The organism is Arthrobacter sp. 10T44, assembly GCF_056393885.1.
Genome location: NZ_JBFTGT010000006.1, coordinates 20,794 through 38,163 on the forward strand (window position 1 = coordinate 20,794; position 17,370 = coordinate 38,163).

Consider the following 17,370-nt stretch of genomic DNA (forward strand, 5'->3'; position numbering starts at 1 on the left):
GCTCGATCCGTTCCCCGCCGGCATCACTACCGCTGTGAACGTAACCAGGAACCCGGATGCACAGTGGCTCCTCCGGGCCGCCGCGCAGACCGGGATCCCTGCCCGCGCTCTGCGGGCCTACGTCGCTGCGGCAACCACGGCCAACGCTGCCGCTCCGGCGTGCGGGATCGGCTGGAACACCGTAGCCGCCGTCGGCTTCGTCGAATCCGCGCACGGAACCTACGGCGGCGCCAGCCTTAACTCCGCAGGGGAGGCGAGCGGCCCAATTGTGGGCCCGAGCCTCAACGGAGCCGGATTCGCCGCCATCGCCGACACCGACGCCGGTGAACTGGACGGTGACTCCCGCTGGGACCACGCCGTCGGACCCATGCAGTTCATTCCCGCAACCTGGGAGCTGGTTGGGCGGGACGGGAACGGGGACGGAACAGCGGACCCGTTCAATATCGACGACGCCGCCCTCAGCGCGGCGAGCTATCTGTGCGCCCACGGCCGTGACCTCTCAACCGCGCAGGGGTGGACCGACGCCATCTACTCCTACAACCAGTCCGATCCCTACCTGCGCCAGGTGCGGGCCGAAGCCACCGCCTATGCCGCGAAGACGGGCACCTCTTGAGTCATTGGGTTCGATCACCATAAGGTGACTGCAAACGACAAGCACCTCAGGAGATGACATGTCCCTAGTCCGCGTGCATAACTTCTCGGTCTCACTCGACGGCTTCGGCACCGGCGAGGGGCAGCGACTCGACGCTCCTTTCGGTCACGCTGGCTCACGGCTGATGGAGTGGGCCTTCGAGACGCGCACGTTCCGTGAGATGGGCTTCCACGGGGAATCGGAGGGGTCGTTCGGCGTGGACGAGGCGTTCGCCAGCGCGTGGAAGCCCGGGATCGGCGCGGAGATCATGGGGCGCAACAAGTTCGGCCCGCAACGGGGTCCCTGGCAGGATGAGGAATGGAAGGGGTGGTGGGGTGATAACCCTGTCTTCCACACCCCCGTCGTTGTACTAACACACCATCCCCGGCCGGTACTCGAGATGGAAGGCGGGACAACCTTCCATTTCGTCGACGCCGACCCCGTCTCCGCGCTCAAGCAGGCCCGCGCCTTGGCCGGCGACCTCGACGTCCGGATCGGTGGCGGCGTCAGCACGGTCCGACAGTTCCTCGAGGCCGATCTGATCGACCACATGCACATCGTCCTCGTGCCGATCGTGCTGGGACGTGGCGAGCGGCTCTGGGACGGACTCGAAGACCTTGAGCAACGCTTCGACATCGAAGCGACCCCTTCTCCAGCCGGAGTTGTCCACATGATCTTCACGCGCCGCGCGGCCCGGTAATTCCGGGCGGCCTCCGGCGCGGGGAGGTGGCCCCGGAAGTCCCGGGCAGCGAAGGCCTGCCGTCCTGTCAGCCCGACGGCGGTGTCCTCACCATCCGGCGGTGCCCGGGCCACCCTTGAACGGGCCAACGATCTGCTTGGTGATCCACCCTCCGTAGAAGTCGCCGTCCTGGGAGGTCACCTGTTCGCCGTCGACCTCGCAGGAGTCCATCTGAGCCGGGTAGAGGGCCACCCGGGTGGCGAGCGCCTCGAACCCCGGGGTGGGTTCCGGATAGGTCCACCCGCCACGGCGAACGACGACGCCGCCGGCGACGACATCGAAGTAGTGCGCTTCGCCCTTGAACTCGCAAAAGCTGGTGCCTTCTACCGGGACGAGTACCCCGGCAGGGAAGGAGTTCAATGGCAAGTAGTAGACAGGCGGATGACTCGTCTCCAGGACGCGCACTGCATCGGTGGTATCGGCAATGACCTGGCCCCCAAGACGAACGATGACCCGTTCCGATCGCGGCTCGACCCGTGGCGGCCGCGGGTAATCCCACACCGATTCCTCGCCGTCCTGGGGTTTGATGGGCTGGGGACGCCGGAAGAAGCCGGAAAAACCGTGAACGGGAGTCATGGTTCCATGGTGCCACCTTCACCCTGGGACGCCGTACGCGGCGGAGCTCCCGGTTGGCCCGTATGGCGGCTGGATCAGCTACCGGGGCCTTGGGCCCAAAGATGCCGGTGGTTAGAGGGTGACTTTTCGATTGATGATCTTGTCCGCAGTTTCGTAGAGCGTCTGGTTGTGGGCACGGGCATACCCGCGCAAGAGTGCGAACGCCGCGTTCATATCGACATTTGAGGTGTGGGCGATGACGCCCTTGGCTTGCTCGATCAGGATGCGGCTGTTCAGCGCGCGCTGCAACTGTTCGTTGATCAGGGTGGTTTCCCTCGCGGCACGTTCCTGCAGCAGGGTGATGGTTGCCACGTCAGCGAAGGCTTGGGCAATGGCGGCGTCGTCGGCGGGAAGCGGACCGGCCTCGTGGCCGAAGAGGTTCAGGGCGCCGATAGTACGGTTGCGCAGCCGCATCGGGACGGCATGCAGGGACCGGAACCCCTGGGACAAAGCGGAGGACTGGAACAGCGGCCAGCGGTCACCCTGCGTCGCGATATCGTCGATTGCTACGACGGCTCCGGTCCGGTAGCAGTCAACGCACGGGCCAGTACCTGCCTCAAGCTGCAGGACTTCCACGAGTTGGCTTTCCTCGCTCGTCGAAGCCATGACCTGGAGATCGCCGGCTGGATCGACCAGCACCAACCCCGCAGCGGCGGCGTCGAGGATGCCGACCGACTCATCAACGAGGGTGTGGAGCAGATCGAAGACGTCGTAGTCCGCCACAAGTGTGTCCGCAATCTTGACGAAAGCGGCACTTACGCGGCCAGCGCGGCTCATCATCGCCATATCGGAATTCTACTGTATGCGCCCATGTCAGGTGCCCTCCGGCGTGAAGTCCAGGGTCCTGTTGACCACGTCCCGGGCAACCTCCCGCACCGTACGCCCATTGGCGAAGGCATGCGCCCGCATCAGGAGGAGGGCGTCCCGTGCTGTCGTCCCGGCCTGCGCCAGAATCATCCCCGTGGCCTGATGGACCTCGCGGCGGGAGAGGGGAGAGCCATCCGGCGGGTCATCGGCGCCGCCTTCTGGCGCAAGGGTCAGGAGCTGGCGCAGTAGCCGCCACGTTGCGGCGTCGGCGAGTTGCAGGGCCGTGGAGTGCCCTGCCGGGCTCAGCGGACCGGGCTTGGAACTGTAAAGCTCCACCACGCCTATGTCCATGGCGCCAAGTGCGAGGGGGAAGACGAACAGGGCCGCAACATCCAGCTCCAACAGGGACTTTGCAAAGACAGGCCAGGCGGTATGCGGGCCCCTGCGCACGTCCGGCACAAGCACGGGGCTGCGGGTCCGCAGGGCTTCCCAGCGCGGCCCTTCCCCAAGGTCAAACTGCAGCTCTTCGACCCTCGCCGAGACTGCGTTGCTGGCGCACACCATGGTTTCAGGTGCCAGTCCGGCGAATACTGAGACCGCGGCCCCGGAAATGGGCAATGACGTGAGGAACCCCCTGCACAAGCCGGCGTCAAGTCCCGCTGCCATGGAGTCCGTTCCGTCATCCATGGTGGGCGACCGCATCAGTCGAATCCGTAACGGCAAAGTTTTCGGCCGGAGGAGGCGACAGCGGCGCCATCGTTGAGCAAAAAATGCTGGACATGGGTCGCGCCTCCTCGGTCCGGTCTTAGTGCCATCAATTGCGGAAGAACCCCGTCGATGTTTGTTTTAGTTTATGCCCGCGAGACCTTGTGCCGGTGGGCGGCGCGGCCCGGCCGTCTGTTGTCACAGCTGCGTGGTCTTTGCGGGGGCACCTACCGGCTGGACTGAAATTCCGATAAAGTAGTGCCGTTGCCCCGGACCCCGGTAGCGCCATCATTCGGCGTACTAATCGGAGGAGTCCCCCTCATGCTAGGCAACCCCAACTATAGGCCTGGATCAGTACATCCATTCCACCGTTCCTTGACCATCACAGAAGGTCTGTACCCCGGGGGCCCGGAAGACGACGATCAACGGCTCGCCCTAGGGATTGAAGTAGAACAAGTCTGGGAGCCGCCGGCCCCGACTCTTCAGAAGCTGTCGGCCGTTGAGCGTGCCAGTTCTTTGTGGGAGGAGCGGGAAGCGGGCCTTAACGCGCTGACGTCGTCCGCGAGTGGAGGCCCCTGGGCCAGTGATCCACTGACTTCGCGGGAACAACTGCTGGCTGAGATCGAAGACCTCACCCGGGTGCTCAAGGAGAAAGTAGCCCGATACTCCGCGCTTCGGGCGAACCAACCCCACGCCGAAGTCGGGGAAAGGGCTAACGAGACGGCCGTGATGTGGATACAGGATGCCCTGGAGGATATTGCCGCGACTGCCTTGGGCATTGAAGTCGCCTCCCGTGAGCTGTTCCTCCGTTCGGCTTCGGCAGGGGAGCGGAGTTCGATTAGCGATCTGGGCGGCCAGGAACAAGCCGCCGCGGAGTGACCTCCAAGGGCAACGGCTGACGGTGCCGAGTGCGGGAACCGGGCCCGCCTGGCCCGGCTGATGCGGACGGGTGTGCCCGAGAAAGGGCGATCATTGCCCGTGGCACTGTACTTAGAGGCCGCGGCGCCCCGTCCACAACCCGTGGAGCAGAGGAACTGCCGACGCAATCATCAAAACGTTGCCGAGCACCGCGTCGTCCGCCCGGACCACGGCACCTGCAATGAGCAGGGCACCGAAGATCAGCGCCGATGCAGCTCGCTGCGCCGTGCGGTCCAGCCGGGCCAGCTGCCGTTCGAGGCGCGGATTGGCCACCGATAGCGAACCGTCCTCGATTAGGCTGATGAGCCCGTCGAGGCGTTTCGGCAGACGCAGGGCGACCCCGGCGGCGTCGAGCGCCTGCTGGGCCACATCCTGGACGATGTTGCCCCGCTCGTCGCGGAGCAGCTGCGCCGCATAGGGCTCGACCGCGTCCCAGAGATTGAACCGGGCGTCCAGCGAGCTGCACACGCCCGAGGTCAGTGACATCGCCCGGATGATGAGCAGGAAATTCTCCGGCAACTGGAACGGCAGCGAGCGAACCAGATCGCGGAATTCCACCGCAAAATCAAGGAACACCCGCTGGTCAACCTCGCGAAGCTCGGCGAAGCCCATCCCGCCAAACCGGGCGAAGAGGTGCGTCATCGCCCGTTCGAGCTCGGCCTTGTCGGCCGAAGGCACCAACACACCCACGTCGCTGATCGCGCCCACCAGGCCCTTGCCGTCACGCGAGGCGGCCGCGATCAGAAGCTTCCGCAGGCCGCTCCGAGTGCTGGGCGGAACCTCGCCCATCATGCCGAAGTCGATGAACGTCAGCTTCCACGGGCGCCCTGCAGAGGGAGCAGCTGAATCGGCAACCGGGGTGACAAAGATGTTGCCGGGGTGCGGATCGGCATGGAAGAACCCGCGGGTGAACAGCTGGTCGAACATGACCGAGGCAAAAATCGGGGCAACCTGCGCCGGATCGATGCCCGCCGCCAAAAGTGCGTCCGCGTCAGTGATCTTGATCGCCGCGACATCTTCCAGCACGAGCACGCGGCGGGTGCTCCACTCCCACGCAACATCGGGCACCCCTACGCGGTCGTCGTCGGCGAAATCAGCCGCAAAGCGCTCTGCATTCGCTGCCTCGTGCAGGTAGTCGATTTCCTCGAGACTAATCTGCGCAAACTCCTCGACCAGGGCCGGCATGTCCGCACGATCGGACACGAGTCGCACGCGGCTGAGCCAGCCGCCCACTTTGCGCAGTGCCGCCAGGTCGACGTCGACAATCGCATCGATACCCGGGCGCTGCACCTTCAACACGACGGTTTTGAGACCGGCGTCGGCGCCATGGGAGGGAAGGAGTTGTGCACGGTGCGCCTGCCCGAGGGACGCCGCGGCAATCGGCGTCTCCTCGACTGAGGCGAAAACCTGTTCCAGCGGCGCGCCCAGCTCCGCCTCGGCCAGTAAACGGATTGCGGAGAACGGCACGGGAGGCACCTCATCCTGAAGTCCCTCGAGTTCCCGGGTGATCTCCGGCGGAAGCACGTCGAGCCTGGAGGAGAGGAACTGACCGACCTTGATCATCAGGCCGCCCAGCTCCACCGCGAGCACGTGGAAGTGCTGCGCGAAGCGCCGCATCCTCCTCGCCCTGGTGCGCTCGGCAATTCTGCCCAGCCCGAGGCGGGGGAGAAACAACTCAAACCACCAGGTCACCGCGAGCTGCCACGCCGCGAAGCGCAGGATGCGACGGTAGCGGGCGCGGGTGTCCCCGAAGCCGGGTGCCGGATCTGCCCGGGTCCGACGAACCGACGTCACCCGCGTCAGTCCTGGGCGAGGATCGAATACAGTCGGCGACGTGCCTCGTCGAGCACCGAAACGGCCTGCTTCACTTGCTCCGGGGAACCGGTGCGACCGACCTGGGCTGCGGCTTGCGCCAGCTCGACGCCGGCCTTGGGCAGTGCCGCGAATCCGGGGCCGGCGGCCGGCCCCGACGACTCCCAGGGCTCCGACGGATCCGCACCCGCTACGACCTCCCGGCCTGCCTCGGTCAGCGAGTAGATCTTGCGGCCGTTGGACTCCTCCGCGCGGATGAGCCCCTCGTCGGACAGCAGCTGCAGCGTGGGGTAGACGGAGCCGGCACTCGGCTTCCAGCTGCCGCTGCTGCGCTCCTCGATTTCACGGATGATCTGATAGCCGTGCATCGGCCGTTCGGCGAGCAGGGCCAGCACCGCGGACCGGACCTCGCCTCGTCCCGCGCGGCTGCCCGAGCGCTTCTCAAACCTTGAACGCAGTTCCTCAACCGCCTGCCACATGCCGTCGATGTTTGGCGTGCCAAATCCGCCGGCCGGGTATGAATTACGCATGCTGGTCTCCTTAGTGGATCGCGAACGATACTCAACGATACATTCCGATATACGCGAAAACCAGAGGTTCCAGAAGCCGGGGTGGTGAATTCGGTGTCTTCGTGCGGTAGACCGGAGGCTATGATCTTCAGCCAACTTGAATACATGGTCGCCTTGGCCCGGGAGCGGCATTTCGCACGGGCGGCCGAGAGTTGCTCGGTTTCCCAACCGGCCTTGTCGGAGGGGATTAGGAAACTTGAAGTTGAGTTGGATGTTCCGCTGATCCGTCGGGGCAATAGGTTCGAGGGACTGACGGCCGAGGGTGAACAGATCGTGGTGTGGGCGCGGCGCATTCTGGCGGACCGTAAGGCTCTGACCGAACAGATCAGTGCCATGCGGTCCGGCGTGACCGGGCAGCTGCGGATTGGCGCGATTCCGACCGCGTCACCAGCCGTGTCCGTGCTGACCGCCGCCTTCTGCGCGGCGCATCCTTTGGCCAATGTGCATGTCGCGTCCGATCTCAGGTCCGAGGACGTCCTGCGGCTGCTGGCAGATTTTGAGATCGACGCCGGGATCACCTACGTAGGCGGCCCGGTACCGGATGGCTTCCGGGTGACCAGGTTGTACTTCGAAAAGCACGTGCTGCTCACAGCGGACGAGCGGGGAGCCTTCGGGGGCAGCACGGTCGGCTGGTCCGACGCGGCAGGACTGCCCCTGTGCCTGTTGGACCGGTCGATGCAGGGACGCCGGCAGGTGGATGATGCTCTCCGGGACGTGGGCCTGACTGCCGCGCCGCGGCTTGAAACGGACTCGGTCGCTTTGCTGCTGGCCCAGATGAAGGCCGGGCAGTGGTCAACGATTGTCCCGGCGGCGTGGTTGCACGTGTTTGAACTCCCGCGTGGCGTGCGCGCCCTCCGTTTGGTGGGGCCGGAGCGGCAGGCGGAAGTAGGCCTTGTCACCCTCTCCCGCGAGCCGGAAACCGTCCTTGCCCGGGCGCTGACCGCGGTGGCCCGTGCGGCCGATCTCACATTCCTGGAGAATCAGCCTGCTGACCAGCTGTAATAAACATCCCCTATTAGACGATGCACTATCCCTCTTTGAAACCTATCGCGAGGCGGCGAAGAGTGGGTGTTAGCCGCGGAGCTCCGGTCAAGCCCGGAGGCGGCAGTCATCGAGCGTGGCTTCTTTGGACGCCCGCCTAACTAATGGAGATTTTCTTGAGTACTTTAACTGTTCCCCAGCCCCTGCGTGATCAGGCCAGGAAGGCCGCTTACACCGACACCAACACGCTTCAGCGCCCTGCGTCGGCGAACAAGCCGTTGCCCGGCAGTTACACCGACGTCGATGTCCTGACCAAAGGGAAGACCGCGCCCGCGGGACGCCCGGGCAGCTACGCCGACGTCCACACCGTGATCGGTAGGATGTCTGCTTGGGGCGGCCAGGGGCGTTACACCGACGCGGATCGCTAAGGCCGCTTGTACAACGATCGAGAGGACCACAGGATGGACACGAAACGCACGGTGGCGGTGCTGGGCACCGGCATCATGGGGGCAGCGATGGCCCGCAACCTGCTGCGGGCCGGGCACGAGGTCCTCGTGTGGAACCGCGACCAGGCCAAGACCGCCCCGCTCGCCGACGCCGGAGCCCAGGTCGCCGTGTCCCCGGCGCAGGCTGTTGCCGGCGCGGACGTTGTGGTGACCATGCTCTTTGACGCTGCAGCCGTGACCGACGTGATCCGACAGGCAGCCGCGGGAGTCCGGCGGGGCACCGCCTGGGTGCAGTCCACGACTGTCGGTGTGCACGACGTCGCAGCCCTTGCGGACCTGGCCAACGAGGCCAGTCTCGACTTGGTCGAAGCGCCCGTTTCCGGCACCCGCGAGCCTGCCGAGGCCGGCCAGCTCCTGGTGATCGCGGCGGGACCGGAAGCTGTGCGCGAGCGCGTGGCACCCGTACTGGACGCCATCGGGGCGCGCACGGTCTGGACTGGTCAGGACCCGGCCGCGGGCTCTGCAACGCGGCTGAAGCTCGTCGTGAACAGCTGGGTCATCGCCGCCTCGAATGCCGCCGGTGAGATCCTTGCCCTGGCCGAGGCGCTCGGGGTCGACCCGCAGCAATTCTTCAACTTGATCGACGGCGGCGGCCTCGATCTGCCCTTCCTGCGCACCAAGGCCGGACTCATTCTCGATGACCGGCTGGAACCGGCGTCTTTTGCGGTCGATACGTCGCTGAAAGACGCCCGCCTCATCATCGACGCCGCCCGCGAACAGGGTCTTCGGCTCGACGGTGTCGAGGCGTCCGCCGCGCGCCTCGAACGGGTCGCGTCCCAGGGCCGCTCCAAGCAGGACATGGCTGCTGCTTACTACGCCGGTACCGGGCAGAAGCCCGGATCGCGCGCCGAGCGATGACCACGGCGGCAATCAGCTGCCCGTCGCCCTCAATCCGTGAGGCGTTGGCTAAATGACACCAGGCGCGATTGCATCTCCCAATAAGGGGTAGCGGGTGGGAGCTTCTTGCCATCGCGCAGGGCGCTGGCCACGTTGACCGCCGCGTCGACCGCTGCGCGGTAGGGCAGGGAGCCGGAACTCACCCGCCGGACCCCCAGCTCACCCAGCTCGGCAACAGTCAGCGAGGGATGTGCCAGCACGTTGACCGGCAGCGCAATGCCGGCGGTGACGGCCCGGATGTCCTCCGGGACCGCCAGCCCGGGCACGAAGATCCCGTCCGCCCCGGCGTCGGCGTAAAGACCGGCACGGAGCAGCACGGCATCCACTGTGGCTTCTTCGCCGAACCAGATGTTGTCTACCCGGGCGTTGATGAACACGGCCGGGCTGCGTTGTTTGACGGCGGCAACCTTCTCGGCAAAGGCTGCTGGATCGACAAGGTGTCCGACCGTGCTGTCCTCCAAGTTGACCCCGGCCACGCCATGGGCCGCCAGTTGAGCCACGAATTCGGCAACCTCGGCGGGGTCGTCGGAGTAACCGTCCTCGATGTCCGCCGTGATGTGGACCGGAAGGCGGCACAGTTGGGCAACCAGGGCGGAGGTTGCCGCCTTGCTGGACCCGCCTCCGTCCGGGAGGCCGGCACTTGCCGCAATGCCAAAGCTGGTGGTGCCGATGGCCGGGAATCCCGCTGTCGCAAAGGCCAAGGCGGATCCGACGTCCCACGCATTGGGCAGCAAGAGCGGCGCCGCGCCGTGGTGAAGTTCCCGAAAAGTAGCCATGTTCACTCCCGTACCCTGCCAACCGAATAGGTGGATCCCGGTTCAGTCTACAAACGCGGCGGACCGCCGCAAGGCGTGGACGATACCCAAATCACGTGCCGCCCGAATGGAACAGCAAAGGCGGGTCTTGGCCACGGTGCACAGGGCCGGACAGACCCTGTTACGCCGGCTGGCCGGCTGCTAGGCTCGGCGCCAAGACAACTTCGGGAGGTCTGATGTTTGAGCGACTTTGGGGACGAAAAGACCAGCAGGTAAATACCGAGACCCAATCCCGGGCCGATATCGCCAACCCGGTGTACAAGGAGATAGCGCTCCAGCTCACCTCCACCGCCGAGAACTCCACTCCTGACTGGACCACTTCCTTCGGATACATCGAGGACATCGACGACGGACGTGGCTACACCGGTGGGCTGGTGGGCTGGTGCAGTGGCACCGGCGATATGCTCGAGCTGGTCCGTGCCTACGAAAGTGCCGCCCCGGGGAATCCGCTGGCGCGCTACCTGCCGCAGTTGGAGCAGATTATGGAAGCGCCCTACAAGGAACGCCCTGCCTTGAGTCATCGACTACTTGATCCTGGCTTCACGGCCGACTGGAAGAGGGCCGCGAGTGACCCGGCCTTCCAGCTGGCCCAGCAGGCGGAACGGGACCGGGTGTACTGGCAGCCGGCCTTTGAAGAGGCCGTTCGGGACGGCGTCGGGCCGCTGGGGCTTGCGATCTACTACGACGTCTCGGTCAACCATGGTCCCGGGGACGACGACGAGTCTTTCGGCGGCATCCTGGCCGCAGCCCGTAAGGCCGAACGCCCTCCGGCCCAGGGCGGGGACGAGTCCAAGTACCTCGCAGCCGTGGTGAAGGACCGGGTAAAGATCCTGAAAGCCTGGGGCGATTATCAGAAGCACGGGCGCCAGGACATTCACAACGGGCTTTTGGAGGCCGGCAACCTCGATCTCAGGCCACCGATCCGCTGGTCCGTCTACGACGACCCGTACGAGCTGGGATCGTATCCCCAGGTTAGATAGGGCGGGGTTAGTCCCCGCTCACGGTGTCGCCATGCCGATGCGCGACTTTCCACTCGCCATCTTCGCGTCGGTACACCTGGGTGGCCCGCAGGGTGTAGGTCCGCGGCTCACCGTCGACGGAGGCAGAGGTGTGTTCCAAACCGGCGGTGTAGGCCATGTCGCCCACCACGTCATACGCCTGAAGTTCGAAGGCGTAGGACGTGCAGGCGGAAAAGCTCTCCGCGAGCCCCGCGAACAGCTCATCCAGTTGATGCTGCCCGAGCGCGTTGCGCCATGCCCCTAGGACGCTCACAGGCTCGTTGCGGGACCAGAGCGCCCGGCGGGGAGCAGAGTCGCCATTGTGGAGCGCCAGTTCCGCTTGGTACAGCGCGGTCTTGACCCAGGCAAGGAAGTCGTCACGCTCACTCATGCCCCCAGTATGCTCCGGCCCAGCAGGGTGCGCATCAGGGGTCGGCGCAGATGTCGAGTGCGTGGATGGGGTGTACTCATGAGCGACAAGCGGAGCCGGGTCGCGTCTATACTTGTCCCTATCCGCCGCCGCCCCTACCAGGGAACGGGCCCGGATTTCGACGTAGAAGTGGAGTGGGCATGGCAGCAGAAGATCTTCACTTGACGCCGGAAGAACCATTTCCGGAGCACTTGGACAAGGTGTCCGACCAGGAACTGCAGATCCTGGACAGCCAAATCCAGCGTCAACTGGACCACGAGGTGGTGGCTGAGGGCGAGCCGAACCCGGAGACAGAGTTCCGGAGTTTCGAGATGGACGAGGAGTTCGAAAACCGGGATAAAGGCTAGGCCTTGCACCCCGGAACTGCACGCCCCTGCGTTCAGGCTGCCTGCCAGCTGGCCGGCAGCGCCTTCAGCCCATAGACGATGCTGCTGTCCATCCGTTCCAGGCTCGCTCCCGGGGCCAGCGTCAGGCCGGGCAGCCGGGACAGGATGCCCTCCAGCGCGATCCTTGCCTCCAACCTGGCCAGCGGGGCCCCGAGACAAAAGTGAACGCCGTGGCCGAACGCCAGATGCCGGAGCTGGCCCCGGTCGACGTCGAACTCGGCCGCCCGCTGGAATTGCCGCTCGTCGCGGTTCGCGGAACCGATCCAGGCCACGAGCGGGGCGCCGGCCGGAATCTGAACTTCGCCGAGGGTGGTGTCGGCGACAGCAATCCGGTACATGGACTGCACCGGCGACCGAAAGCGGAGTACCTCTTCTATGGCCTGGGGGAGCAGCGCCGGTTCCTGCAGCAGCCGATCGATGGTGCCGGGCGCTTCAGTGAAGCAGAGCACGGCGTTGCCGATCAGGTTGGTGGTTGTTTCATTGCCGGCGACCAGCAGCAGACTGCAGAAACCCAGCAGTTCGACCACGCTAAGTTTCTGCCCGTCGATCTCGGCGGAGAGCAGGTTGCTGATCAAATCATTGCCGGGCCGGCTGCGACGCTGTTCGATCAGGTCCAGGAAGTACGCCGTCATCTCAAGATTGGTGGCCCGGTGGTCCTCATTCATCGCGCCGGTCCGCGTTTGGCTGACAATAACGTCGGACCACTGCTTGAACCGGTCACGGTCTTCGGCGGGCACGCCCATCAGTTCCGAGATCACGATCACCGGCAGCGGAACCGCCAGTGCCTGGATCAGGTCCGCCGTCCCGAGTGAAGCGATCCCGCCGAGGAGTTCGGTGGTGAGCTGCGTGATGCGGGGTGCAAGCGCGTCCACGGCTTTCGGCGTGAACGCCTGCGTCACCAGGGAGCGCAACTGCCGGTGCCGGGGAGGGTCGGTGGTGATGAGGCTGGACTCGAACAGGTGTCCTGCCTCGGAAGGATCGTCGCCACGCATCCGCGAGGAAAACGCGGCGTGTTCGGAGAGCACCCGCTGCACGTCGTCGTACCGGAAGACATGCCAGCTGCCCGACTGCTCGTCGTGAAAGACGGGCGCTGCTTCCCGCATGCGTTGGTAATAAGGGAAGGGATCCAGAGGATGCTCATTGGCCGGGGCGAAGTCCATGGCTGGCCTCTCTGCTCAGCCCGGCGGGCTTTCGGCCGGGCCGAACCGCCGGGGTCCCGGGTCGATTGACCGGGGACCCTGATTTTAGCCAATGCCCGCCTGCGGCGACAGGGGGCGCCGCGTGCGGACGGGGCCTGCCGCGCTACTCCGCCGAAGGCCGCCTTCGCTGGCGTTTTGTCGCTGCCCGTTGTTCCTTTGCGGCGAGGCGGCGGCGGTTCGAGCCCCGCGTGGGTTTGGTCGGCCGGCGGGGAGCAGCTTCCGGGGCAAGGCCGGCAGCCACGAGCTCGGACAGCTTCGCCAGCGCGATCTCGCGATTGCGCAACTGGGACCGTTGCTCCGATGCGGTCACGGTGACCACCCCGCCGATGAGGCGCCGTCGTCCGAGCCGTTCGAGCAGCAGCACGCGTTGGTCGTCCGTGAGCGCTGCCGAGGCGGCGATGTTCCAGGAGAGTTCAACGCGGCTGTCCGAAGTGTTGACGTGCTGGCCTCCCGGCCCGGAGGAACGCGAGAACCGCCAGCGGAGTTCGGACGAGGGAATCGTGAGCGCGGGCGACACCTCAAGGTCCATGCAACCAGCGTCGCACACGATGCGGGGGATCGTGGCCTCACGCCTCGGGCCGGGACGGGTTGGGTCGGCCCACGCCGTCAGCGCTTCCCTGCTCTGTCCGGCGGGCGGAGGCTCAGTTGCCTGGCGTGGAAATCGAAGTGAAGGGTGGGGTAGGCGTAGACGTCGTTGAGGGTCATGACCGGCTTGAAGAACGGGTCCCACCGGTCCGGAAACGGCATGGTCCTGGCGAGCGAGGCAGGGTCCTCACGTTCCAGTTGCCGTATCAGCGCGGTGACAGTTTTTTCAAGTTTCCTGGCCATCCGGCGCCTGTTGTAGACGAGGGCGGCGGCACGCGAACCCCAGTAGTTCACCACATCGAAGGGTCCCGTGGCGGCGTTCAGTGCTGTGGCGAAGGCAGTGGCTGCCGGCCTGGGGAGCCGGCTGACCACCCGGACGAGGGGAAGCAGGGCACGGACGACCATGTAGCCGAACACCATGTGGAACAGGAGTTCCTCGTTGGTCCACCGGGTGCCGGCGCTCTTCCGGCGAAGTTCCGCGGGCGTGGCGCTCCCCAGCCAGGCGGCGAGGTCGTGGATGGCGTGGCGGTACCCGGTTGTGATCCCGTCTTTCGTCGGATCCATGGTCTGCGCTCCCTTGCCTCAGTTCCCCGGCCCTCCGAGGGGCCCGCGGTCCCGGATCGCGGTACGGAGGGATTCCGGGCCCATGGCCTCAGTATGGCGCCTGAAGGCGGGACCGGACCCCGACGCTTCTCAGCTGATTGCGTGCGGCCGGACTTTGCGCTGGCTCACGACGGCGGCGAGGACGGCTGCCGTGCCGGCCGCACCGGCCATGGCGTACGTCATGCCCGTGTACGTGCCCAGTCCGGCCGCCAGCATGGGTCCCGCCGCCGGAGCGATGGCGGTAACTGCTGTCAGCGGGGCCGAGAAGATCCCCTGCAGCGTGCCCAGGCTCCGGGTGCCCCAGCGGTCACCCACGATCGTGGCCTGCAGCAGGGTCTGGCACCCGCGGACCGCGCCGGCGACCATCCCGGCCGCGATCAGTACCGGCACCGGGCCGGGCAGCGCCGCCAGGAGGAGGATGGCACCCGCCGCCGTGCCGGTGATGCCGGGCAGCCGGGCGCCGGCCGGGATGGCGGCGAACAACAGCCGGCCAGCCACCTGCCCGCCGCCCACCAGGCCAAGCCCCAGAGCGGCCGTGGCGTAGTCGGCGCCCTTTTCCAGCAACAGCGGGATGATGTTCAGGGTCACGGTGTAGAGCCCGAGGCACAGGAGGGCCATGAGGGCCTGCAGGCCGAGGAATTCCGGGCTTCGCCGGACATCCCGCGCCAGCGCACGGCGGTCCCCGGCGTTCGTGTTGGCGGCCGCCGGGGACCAGCTGTGGTTGAGGAATCGGGCATGCAGCGGAACCGTGATGATCGCCATGCTCCCGGCGAGGATGACAAAGGCGGCCCGCCAGCCGAATAGGGCGGTCAGGGCGGCGGTGGCAGGGGCGAAGATCGTGGACGCGAATCCGGCCACGAGGGTCAGGACGGTCAGGGGCCTGATGCGTGCGGGTCCGTACCAGCGGCTGATCACCGTGAATGCCGGCTGATACAGCACTGCGGCTTGCGCGGTACCGGCAAGCAGCCACGCGGCAAGAAACACCGGCAGGCTCGGCGCCGCAGCCACGAGAAGCATAGCCACTGTGCCAATCAGGGACCCGCCAACCATCAACGCGCGCGGTCCGGTTCGGTCAAGGATCCTGCCCACAAAGATGCCGGCCACCGCGGAGACCAGCAGTCCTGCGGAAAAGGCTCCCGTGACCGCGGCGGGATCCCAGCCGGTGTCCCCGCTGATGGGCCGGACCGCGGCGATTAGCGCGTAATAGAGCACGCCCCACCCGGTCGTCTGGGTGATGCACAGTGCGGCGAGGCCGCCACGCGGTGCGCCCTCCGCGACGAGGGTCGGGGTGGGAGCGTGCGTTGGCAACGGGAGGTCCCGGTCGGGTGGTCAGTTATCGCCGGAGCGGCCGTGCGCCAGGCCGGTGGGGAACCCGACGAGTACGGGCTCGGGCGCCCCGCAGCAGCCGCCGGAGGTTTCCGCCACGAAACCCGTTGCCGCGGCCGGGACGTCGCAACTGGTGCCGATGTCCGAGGAGCAGACCCCGGTCTCCGGCAGTTCGAGCTGGACGGTGTCGGCGGCTTCACGGTCCCCGGCCAGGGCGGCCGCGACGGAACGGACCTGTTCGTAGCCGGTGGCCAGCAGGAAGGTCGGCGCCCGGCCGTAGGACTTCATGCCCACGATGTAGAAATCTTGCTCCGGGTGGGCCAGCATCTTGGCGCCGTGCGGTTCCACGGTGCCGCAGGAGTGGAACTCGGGGTCGATCAGCGGGCCGAGTTCCCGCGGTGCCTCGACGCCGGGGTCCAGCTCCAGCCGGAGTTCCCGGAGCATGTCGAGGTTCGGGCGGAACCCGGTGGCCGGAACGACGACGTCGGCGACGAGGGTGCGGCCGTCGGCGGCGGTCAGGGTGACGGCGGCGTCGTCCGCGGCGAGGCCCGCGATACCAAAGCCGGTGTGCAGCTCAACGGTGCCGTCCTCCACCAGGGCGCGGAGCCGGCTGCCGAGCTGGCCGCGGGCGGCGAGACCGTCGGCGTCGCCGCCGCCGTAGACCTTGGCTGCCGAAGCGCCGCGGATCGCCCAGACGATCTTCGTCCCGGGCTCCTCGCTTGCGAGCTCGGAGAGGTTGATCAGGGTGTTGGCGGCGGAGTGTCCCGCGCCGACCACGACGGCGGTGCGGCCGGCAAAGGCCCCACGGTGGCGTGCCAGCACGTCCGGCAGGGGAGAGGAGATGTGGCCGGCAGCGGCGGCTTCGCCGACGGCGGGCAGTCCCGAGGTTCCGAGCGGGTTGCGGGTGGACCAGGTGCCGGAGGCGTCAATGACAGCGGCGGCCCGGTAGTCGCGGACTTCGCCGTCGGCGTGTTCAACCCGGACCACGAAGGGGGTGGTGTCACGGTTCCGGCTGTGGGTCTTGTCCATTCCCAGACGGGTTACCGCGACGACGTGGGCGCCGGTGTGCAGGCGTGACGCGATCGCCGGGAGTGAAGCCAACGGGGTGAGGTACCGGTCGATGAGGTCGCCGCCGGTGGGCAGCGCCGTCGGCTCAGGAGCTACCCAGCCGGTAGCGGCAAGCAGGCGGACGGCGGCGGCGTCGGTGTTGTACTGCCACGGCGAGAACAGCCGGATGTGGCGCCACTGCTCGATGGCGGCTGCCGGGGTCGGGCCGGCCTCAAGAATGAGCGGCTCGAGGCCTCGCTCGAGCAGGTGGGCTGCCGCGGCGAGGCCGATCGGCCCGGCTCCGATGACAGCTACGGGAAGGGTTGTGGCTACAGCCATGGTGTCCTCTGTTTCTTCCGGTTGGGGCTACTTGGCGGCGGGGGTGAGGGAAGCGATGAGGCCCTCGATGCGGGACTTGATTTCGTCGCGGATGGGCCGGACGGCGTCGACGCCCTGGCCCGCCGGATCCTCGAGTTCCCAGTCCTCGTAGCGCTTGCCGGGGAAGATCGGGCAGGTGTCGCCGCAGCCCATGGTGATGACGACGTCGGACTCTTTCACGGCCTCGGTGGTGAGGACCTTGGGGATCTCGGCGGACATGTCGATGCCGAGTTCGGCCATGGCTTCGACGGCGGCGGGGTTCACCTTCTCCGCTGGCTGCGAGCCGGCGGAGCGGACCTCGATCCGGCCTTCGCCGAGGGTGGTGAGGAAGGCGGCGGCCATCTGGGAGCGGCCGGCATTGTGGACGCAAACGAAAAGGACGGAGGGCTTCTTGGCGGTGTCGGTGCTCATGGTGTTCTCCTG

At 66.7% G+C, this 17,370-nt stretch carries 21 protein-coding genes; 8 read left to right on the forward strand and 13 right to left on the reverse strand.

All coding sequences use genetic code 11. The annotated features are described in order from the left end of the window. Positions 1-34 precede the first annotated feature (34 nt). Positions 35-613 carry a lytic transglycosylase domain-containing protein gene (locus tag AC1DBL_RS11440; RefSeq protein ID WP_476926132.1) on the forward strand — a complete coding sequence of 193 codons (579 nt, stop codon included), beginning with the start codon at positions 35-37 and terminating at the stop codon, positions 611-613. Between the two features lie 58 nt (positions 614-671). Continuing rightward, positions 672-1,331, forward strand: coding sequence for a dihydrofolate reductase family protein (locus AC1DBL_RS11445; RefSeq protein ID WP_441418584.1), 660 nt, complete (start codon positions 672-674; stop codon positions 1,329-1,331). Between the two features lie 87 nt (positions 1,332-1,418). Here AC1DBL_RS11445 and AC1DBL_RS11450 read toward each other — a convergent pair whose 3' ends face one another. From AC1DBL_RS11450 to AC1DBL_RS11460, 3 genes are all read right to left on the reverse strand, one after another. Then, positions 1,419-1,946, reverse strand: a complete 528-nt coding sequence (locus tag AC1DBL_RS11450; RefSeq protein ID WP_441418585.1) for a DUF427 domain-containing protein — start codon at positions 1,944-1,946, stop codon at positions 1,419-1,421. A gap of 111 nt (positions 1,947-2,057) precedes the next feature. Then, positions 2,058-2,771: a GAF and ANTAR domain-containing protein gene (locus tag AC1DBL_RS11455; RefSeq protein ID WP_441418586.1), complete on the reverse strand. Its 714-nt coding sequence runs from the start codon at positions 2,769-2,771 to the stop codon at positions 2,058-2,060. Positions 2,772-2,798: 27 nt separating this feature from the next. After that, entirely contained in the window at positions 2,799-3,494 is a 696-nt protein-coding gene (locus tag AC1DBL_RS11460) for a GAF and ANTAR domain-containing protein (protein WP_476926133.1), read from the reverse strand. Between the two features lie 378 nt (positions 3,495-3,872). On the opposite strand from AC1DBL_RS11460, the gene AC1DBL_RS11465 reads away from it, so the two are divergent. Next, positions 3,873-4,376, forward strand: a complete 504-nt coding sequence (locus AC1DBL_RS11465; RefSeq protein ID WP_476926134.1) for a hypothetical protein — start codon at positions 3,873-3,875, stop codon at positions 4,374-4,376. Positions 4,377-4,487: 111 nt separating this feature from the next. Here AC1DBL_RS11465 and AC1DBL_RS11470 read toward each other — a convergent pair whose 3' ends face one another. After that, on the reverse strand, positions 4,488-6,209 hold the full coding sequence (locus tag AC1DBL_RS11470; protein ID WP_441418589.1) for an ABC1 kinase family protein: 1,722 nt from the start codon (positions 6,207-6,209) through the stop codon (positions 4,488-4,490). A 5-nt stretch (positions 6,210-6,214) separates the two neighbouring features. Further along, on the reverse strand, positions 6,215-6,757 hold the full coding sequence (locus AC1DBL_RS11475) for a PadR family transcriptional regulator (protein WP_441418590.1): 543 nt from the start codon (positions 6,755-6,757) through the stop codon (positions 6,215-6,217). Positions 6,758-6,877: 120 nt separating this feature from the next. Here AC1DBL_RS11475 and AC1DBL_RS11480 point away from each other — a divergent pair, with 120 nt between their 5' ends. The 3 genes from AC1DBL_RS11480 (at position 6,878) to AC1DBL_RS11490 (ending at position 9,141) form a co-directional block, all read left to right on the forward strand. Further along, a complete protein-coding gene (locus tag AC1DBL_RS11480) occupies positions 6,878-7,798 on the forward strand; it encodes a LysR family transcriptional regulator (protein ID WP_441418591.1) in 921 nt (306 codons plus the stop codon). A gap of 155 nt (positions 7,799-7,953) precedes the next feature. After that, entirely contained in the window at positions 7,954-8,205 is a 252-nt protein-coding gene (locus AC1DBL_RS11485) for a hypothetical protein (RefSeq protein WP_441418592.1), read from the forward strand. Between the two features lie 33 nt (positions 8,206-8,238). Next, complete coding sequence (locus AC1DBL_RS11490) at positions 8,239-9,141, forward strand: NAD(P)-dependent oxidoreductase (RefSeq protein ID WP_441418593.1); 903 nt, start codon at positions 8,239-8,241, stop codon at positions 9,139-9,141. A gap of 29 nt (positions 9,142-9,170) precedes the next feature. Here AC1DBL_RS11490 and AC1DBL_RS11495 read toward each other — a convergent pair whose 3' ends face one another. Further along, complete coding sequence (locus AC1DBL_RS11495) at positions 9,171-9,956, reverse strand: isocitrate lyase/PEP mutase family protein (protein ID WP_476909455.1); 786 nt, start codon at positions 9,954-9,956, stop codon at positions 9,171-9,173. 215 nt (positions 9,957-10,171) lie between these two features. Here AC1DBL_RS11495 and AC1DBL_RS11500 point away from each other — a divergent pair, with 215 nt between their 5' ends. After that, positions 10,172-10,975, forward strand: coding sequence for a chitosanase (locus tag AC1DBL_RS11500; protein ID WP_476909454.1), 804 nt, complete (start codon positions 10,172-10,174; stop codon positions 10,973-10,975). Between the two features lie 7 nt (positions 10,976-10,982). Here AC1DBL_RS11500 and AC1DBL_RS11505 read toward each other — a convergent pair whose 3' ends face one another. Next, a complete protein-coding gene (locus tag AC1DBL_RS11505) occupies positions 10,983-11,384 on the reverse strand; it encodes a nuclear transport factor 2 family protein (protein WP_476909453.1) in 402 nt (133 codons plus the stop codon). 179 nt (positions 11,385-11,563) lie between these two features. On the opposite strand from AC1DBL_RS11505, the gene AC1DBL_RS11510 reads away from it, so the two are divergent. Further along, positions 11,564-11,770, forward strand: a complete 207-nt coding sequence (locus AC1DBL_RS11510) for a hypothetical protein (protein ID WP_476909452.1) — start codon at positions 11,564-11,566, stop codon at positions 11,768-11,770. A gap of 32 nt (positions 11,771-11,802) precedes the next feature. Here the strand turns inward: AC1DBL_RS11510 and AC1DBL_RS11515 are convergent, their stop codons facing one another. From AC1DBL_RS11515 to AC1DBL_RS11540, 6 genes are all read right to left on the reverse strand, one after another. After that, complete coding sequence (locus AC1DBL_RS11515) at positions 11,803-12,912, reverse strand: cytochrome P450 (protein WP_476926135.1); 1,110 nt, start codon at positions 12,910-12,912, stop codon at positions 11,803-11,805. A 199-nt stretch (positions 12,913-13,111) separates the two neighbouring features. Then, positions 13,112-13,537, reverse strand: coding sequence for an alternative ribosome rescue aminoacyl-tRNA hydrolase ArfB (gene arfB / locus AC1DBL_RS11520; protein WP_476892626.1), 426 nt, complete (start codon positions 13,535-13,537; stop codon positions 13,112-13,114). A gap of 77 nt (positions 13,538-13,614) precedes the next feature. Then, on the reverse strand, positions 13,615-14,157 hold the full coding sequence (locus AC1DBL_RS11525; RefSeq protein ID WP_476926136.1) for a DinB family protein: 543 nt from the start codon (positions 14,155-14,157) through the stop codon (positions 13,615-13,617). A 129-nt stretch (positions 14,158-14,286) separates the two neighbouring features. Further along, positions 14,287-15,504 carry an MFS transporter gene (locus tag AC1DBL_RS11530; RefSeq protein WP_476926137.1) on the reverse strand — a complete coding sequence of 406 codons (1,218 nt, stop codon included), beginning with the start codon at positions 15,502-15,504 and terminating at the stop codon, positions 14,287-14,289. 21 nt (positions 15,505-15,525) lie between these two features. Further along, a complete protein-coding gene (locus AC1DBL_RS11535; RefSeq protein WP_476926138.1) occupies positions 15,526-16,908 on the reverse strand; it encodes an FAD-dependent oxidoreductase in 1,383 nt (460 codons plus the stop codon). Between the two features lie 27 nt (positions 16,909-16,935). Continuing rightward, entirely contained in the window at positions 16,936-17,358 is a 423-nt protein-coding gene (locus tag AC1DBL_RS11540) for an arsenate reductase ArsC (RefSeq protein ID WP_441418603.1), read from the reverse strand. Positions 17,359-17,370: the final 12 nt, after the last annotated feature.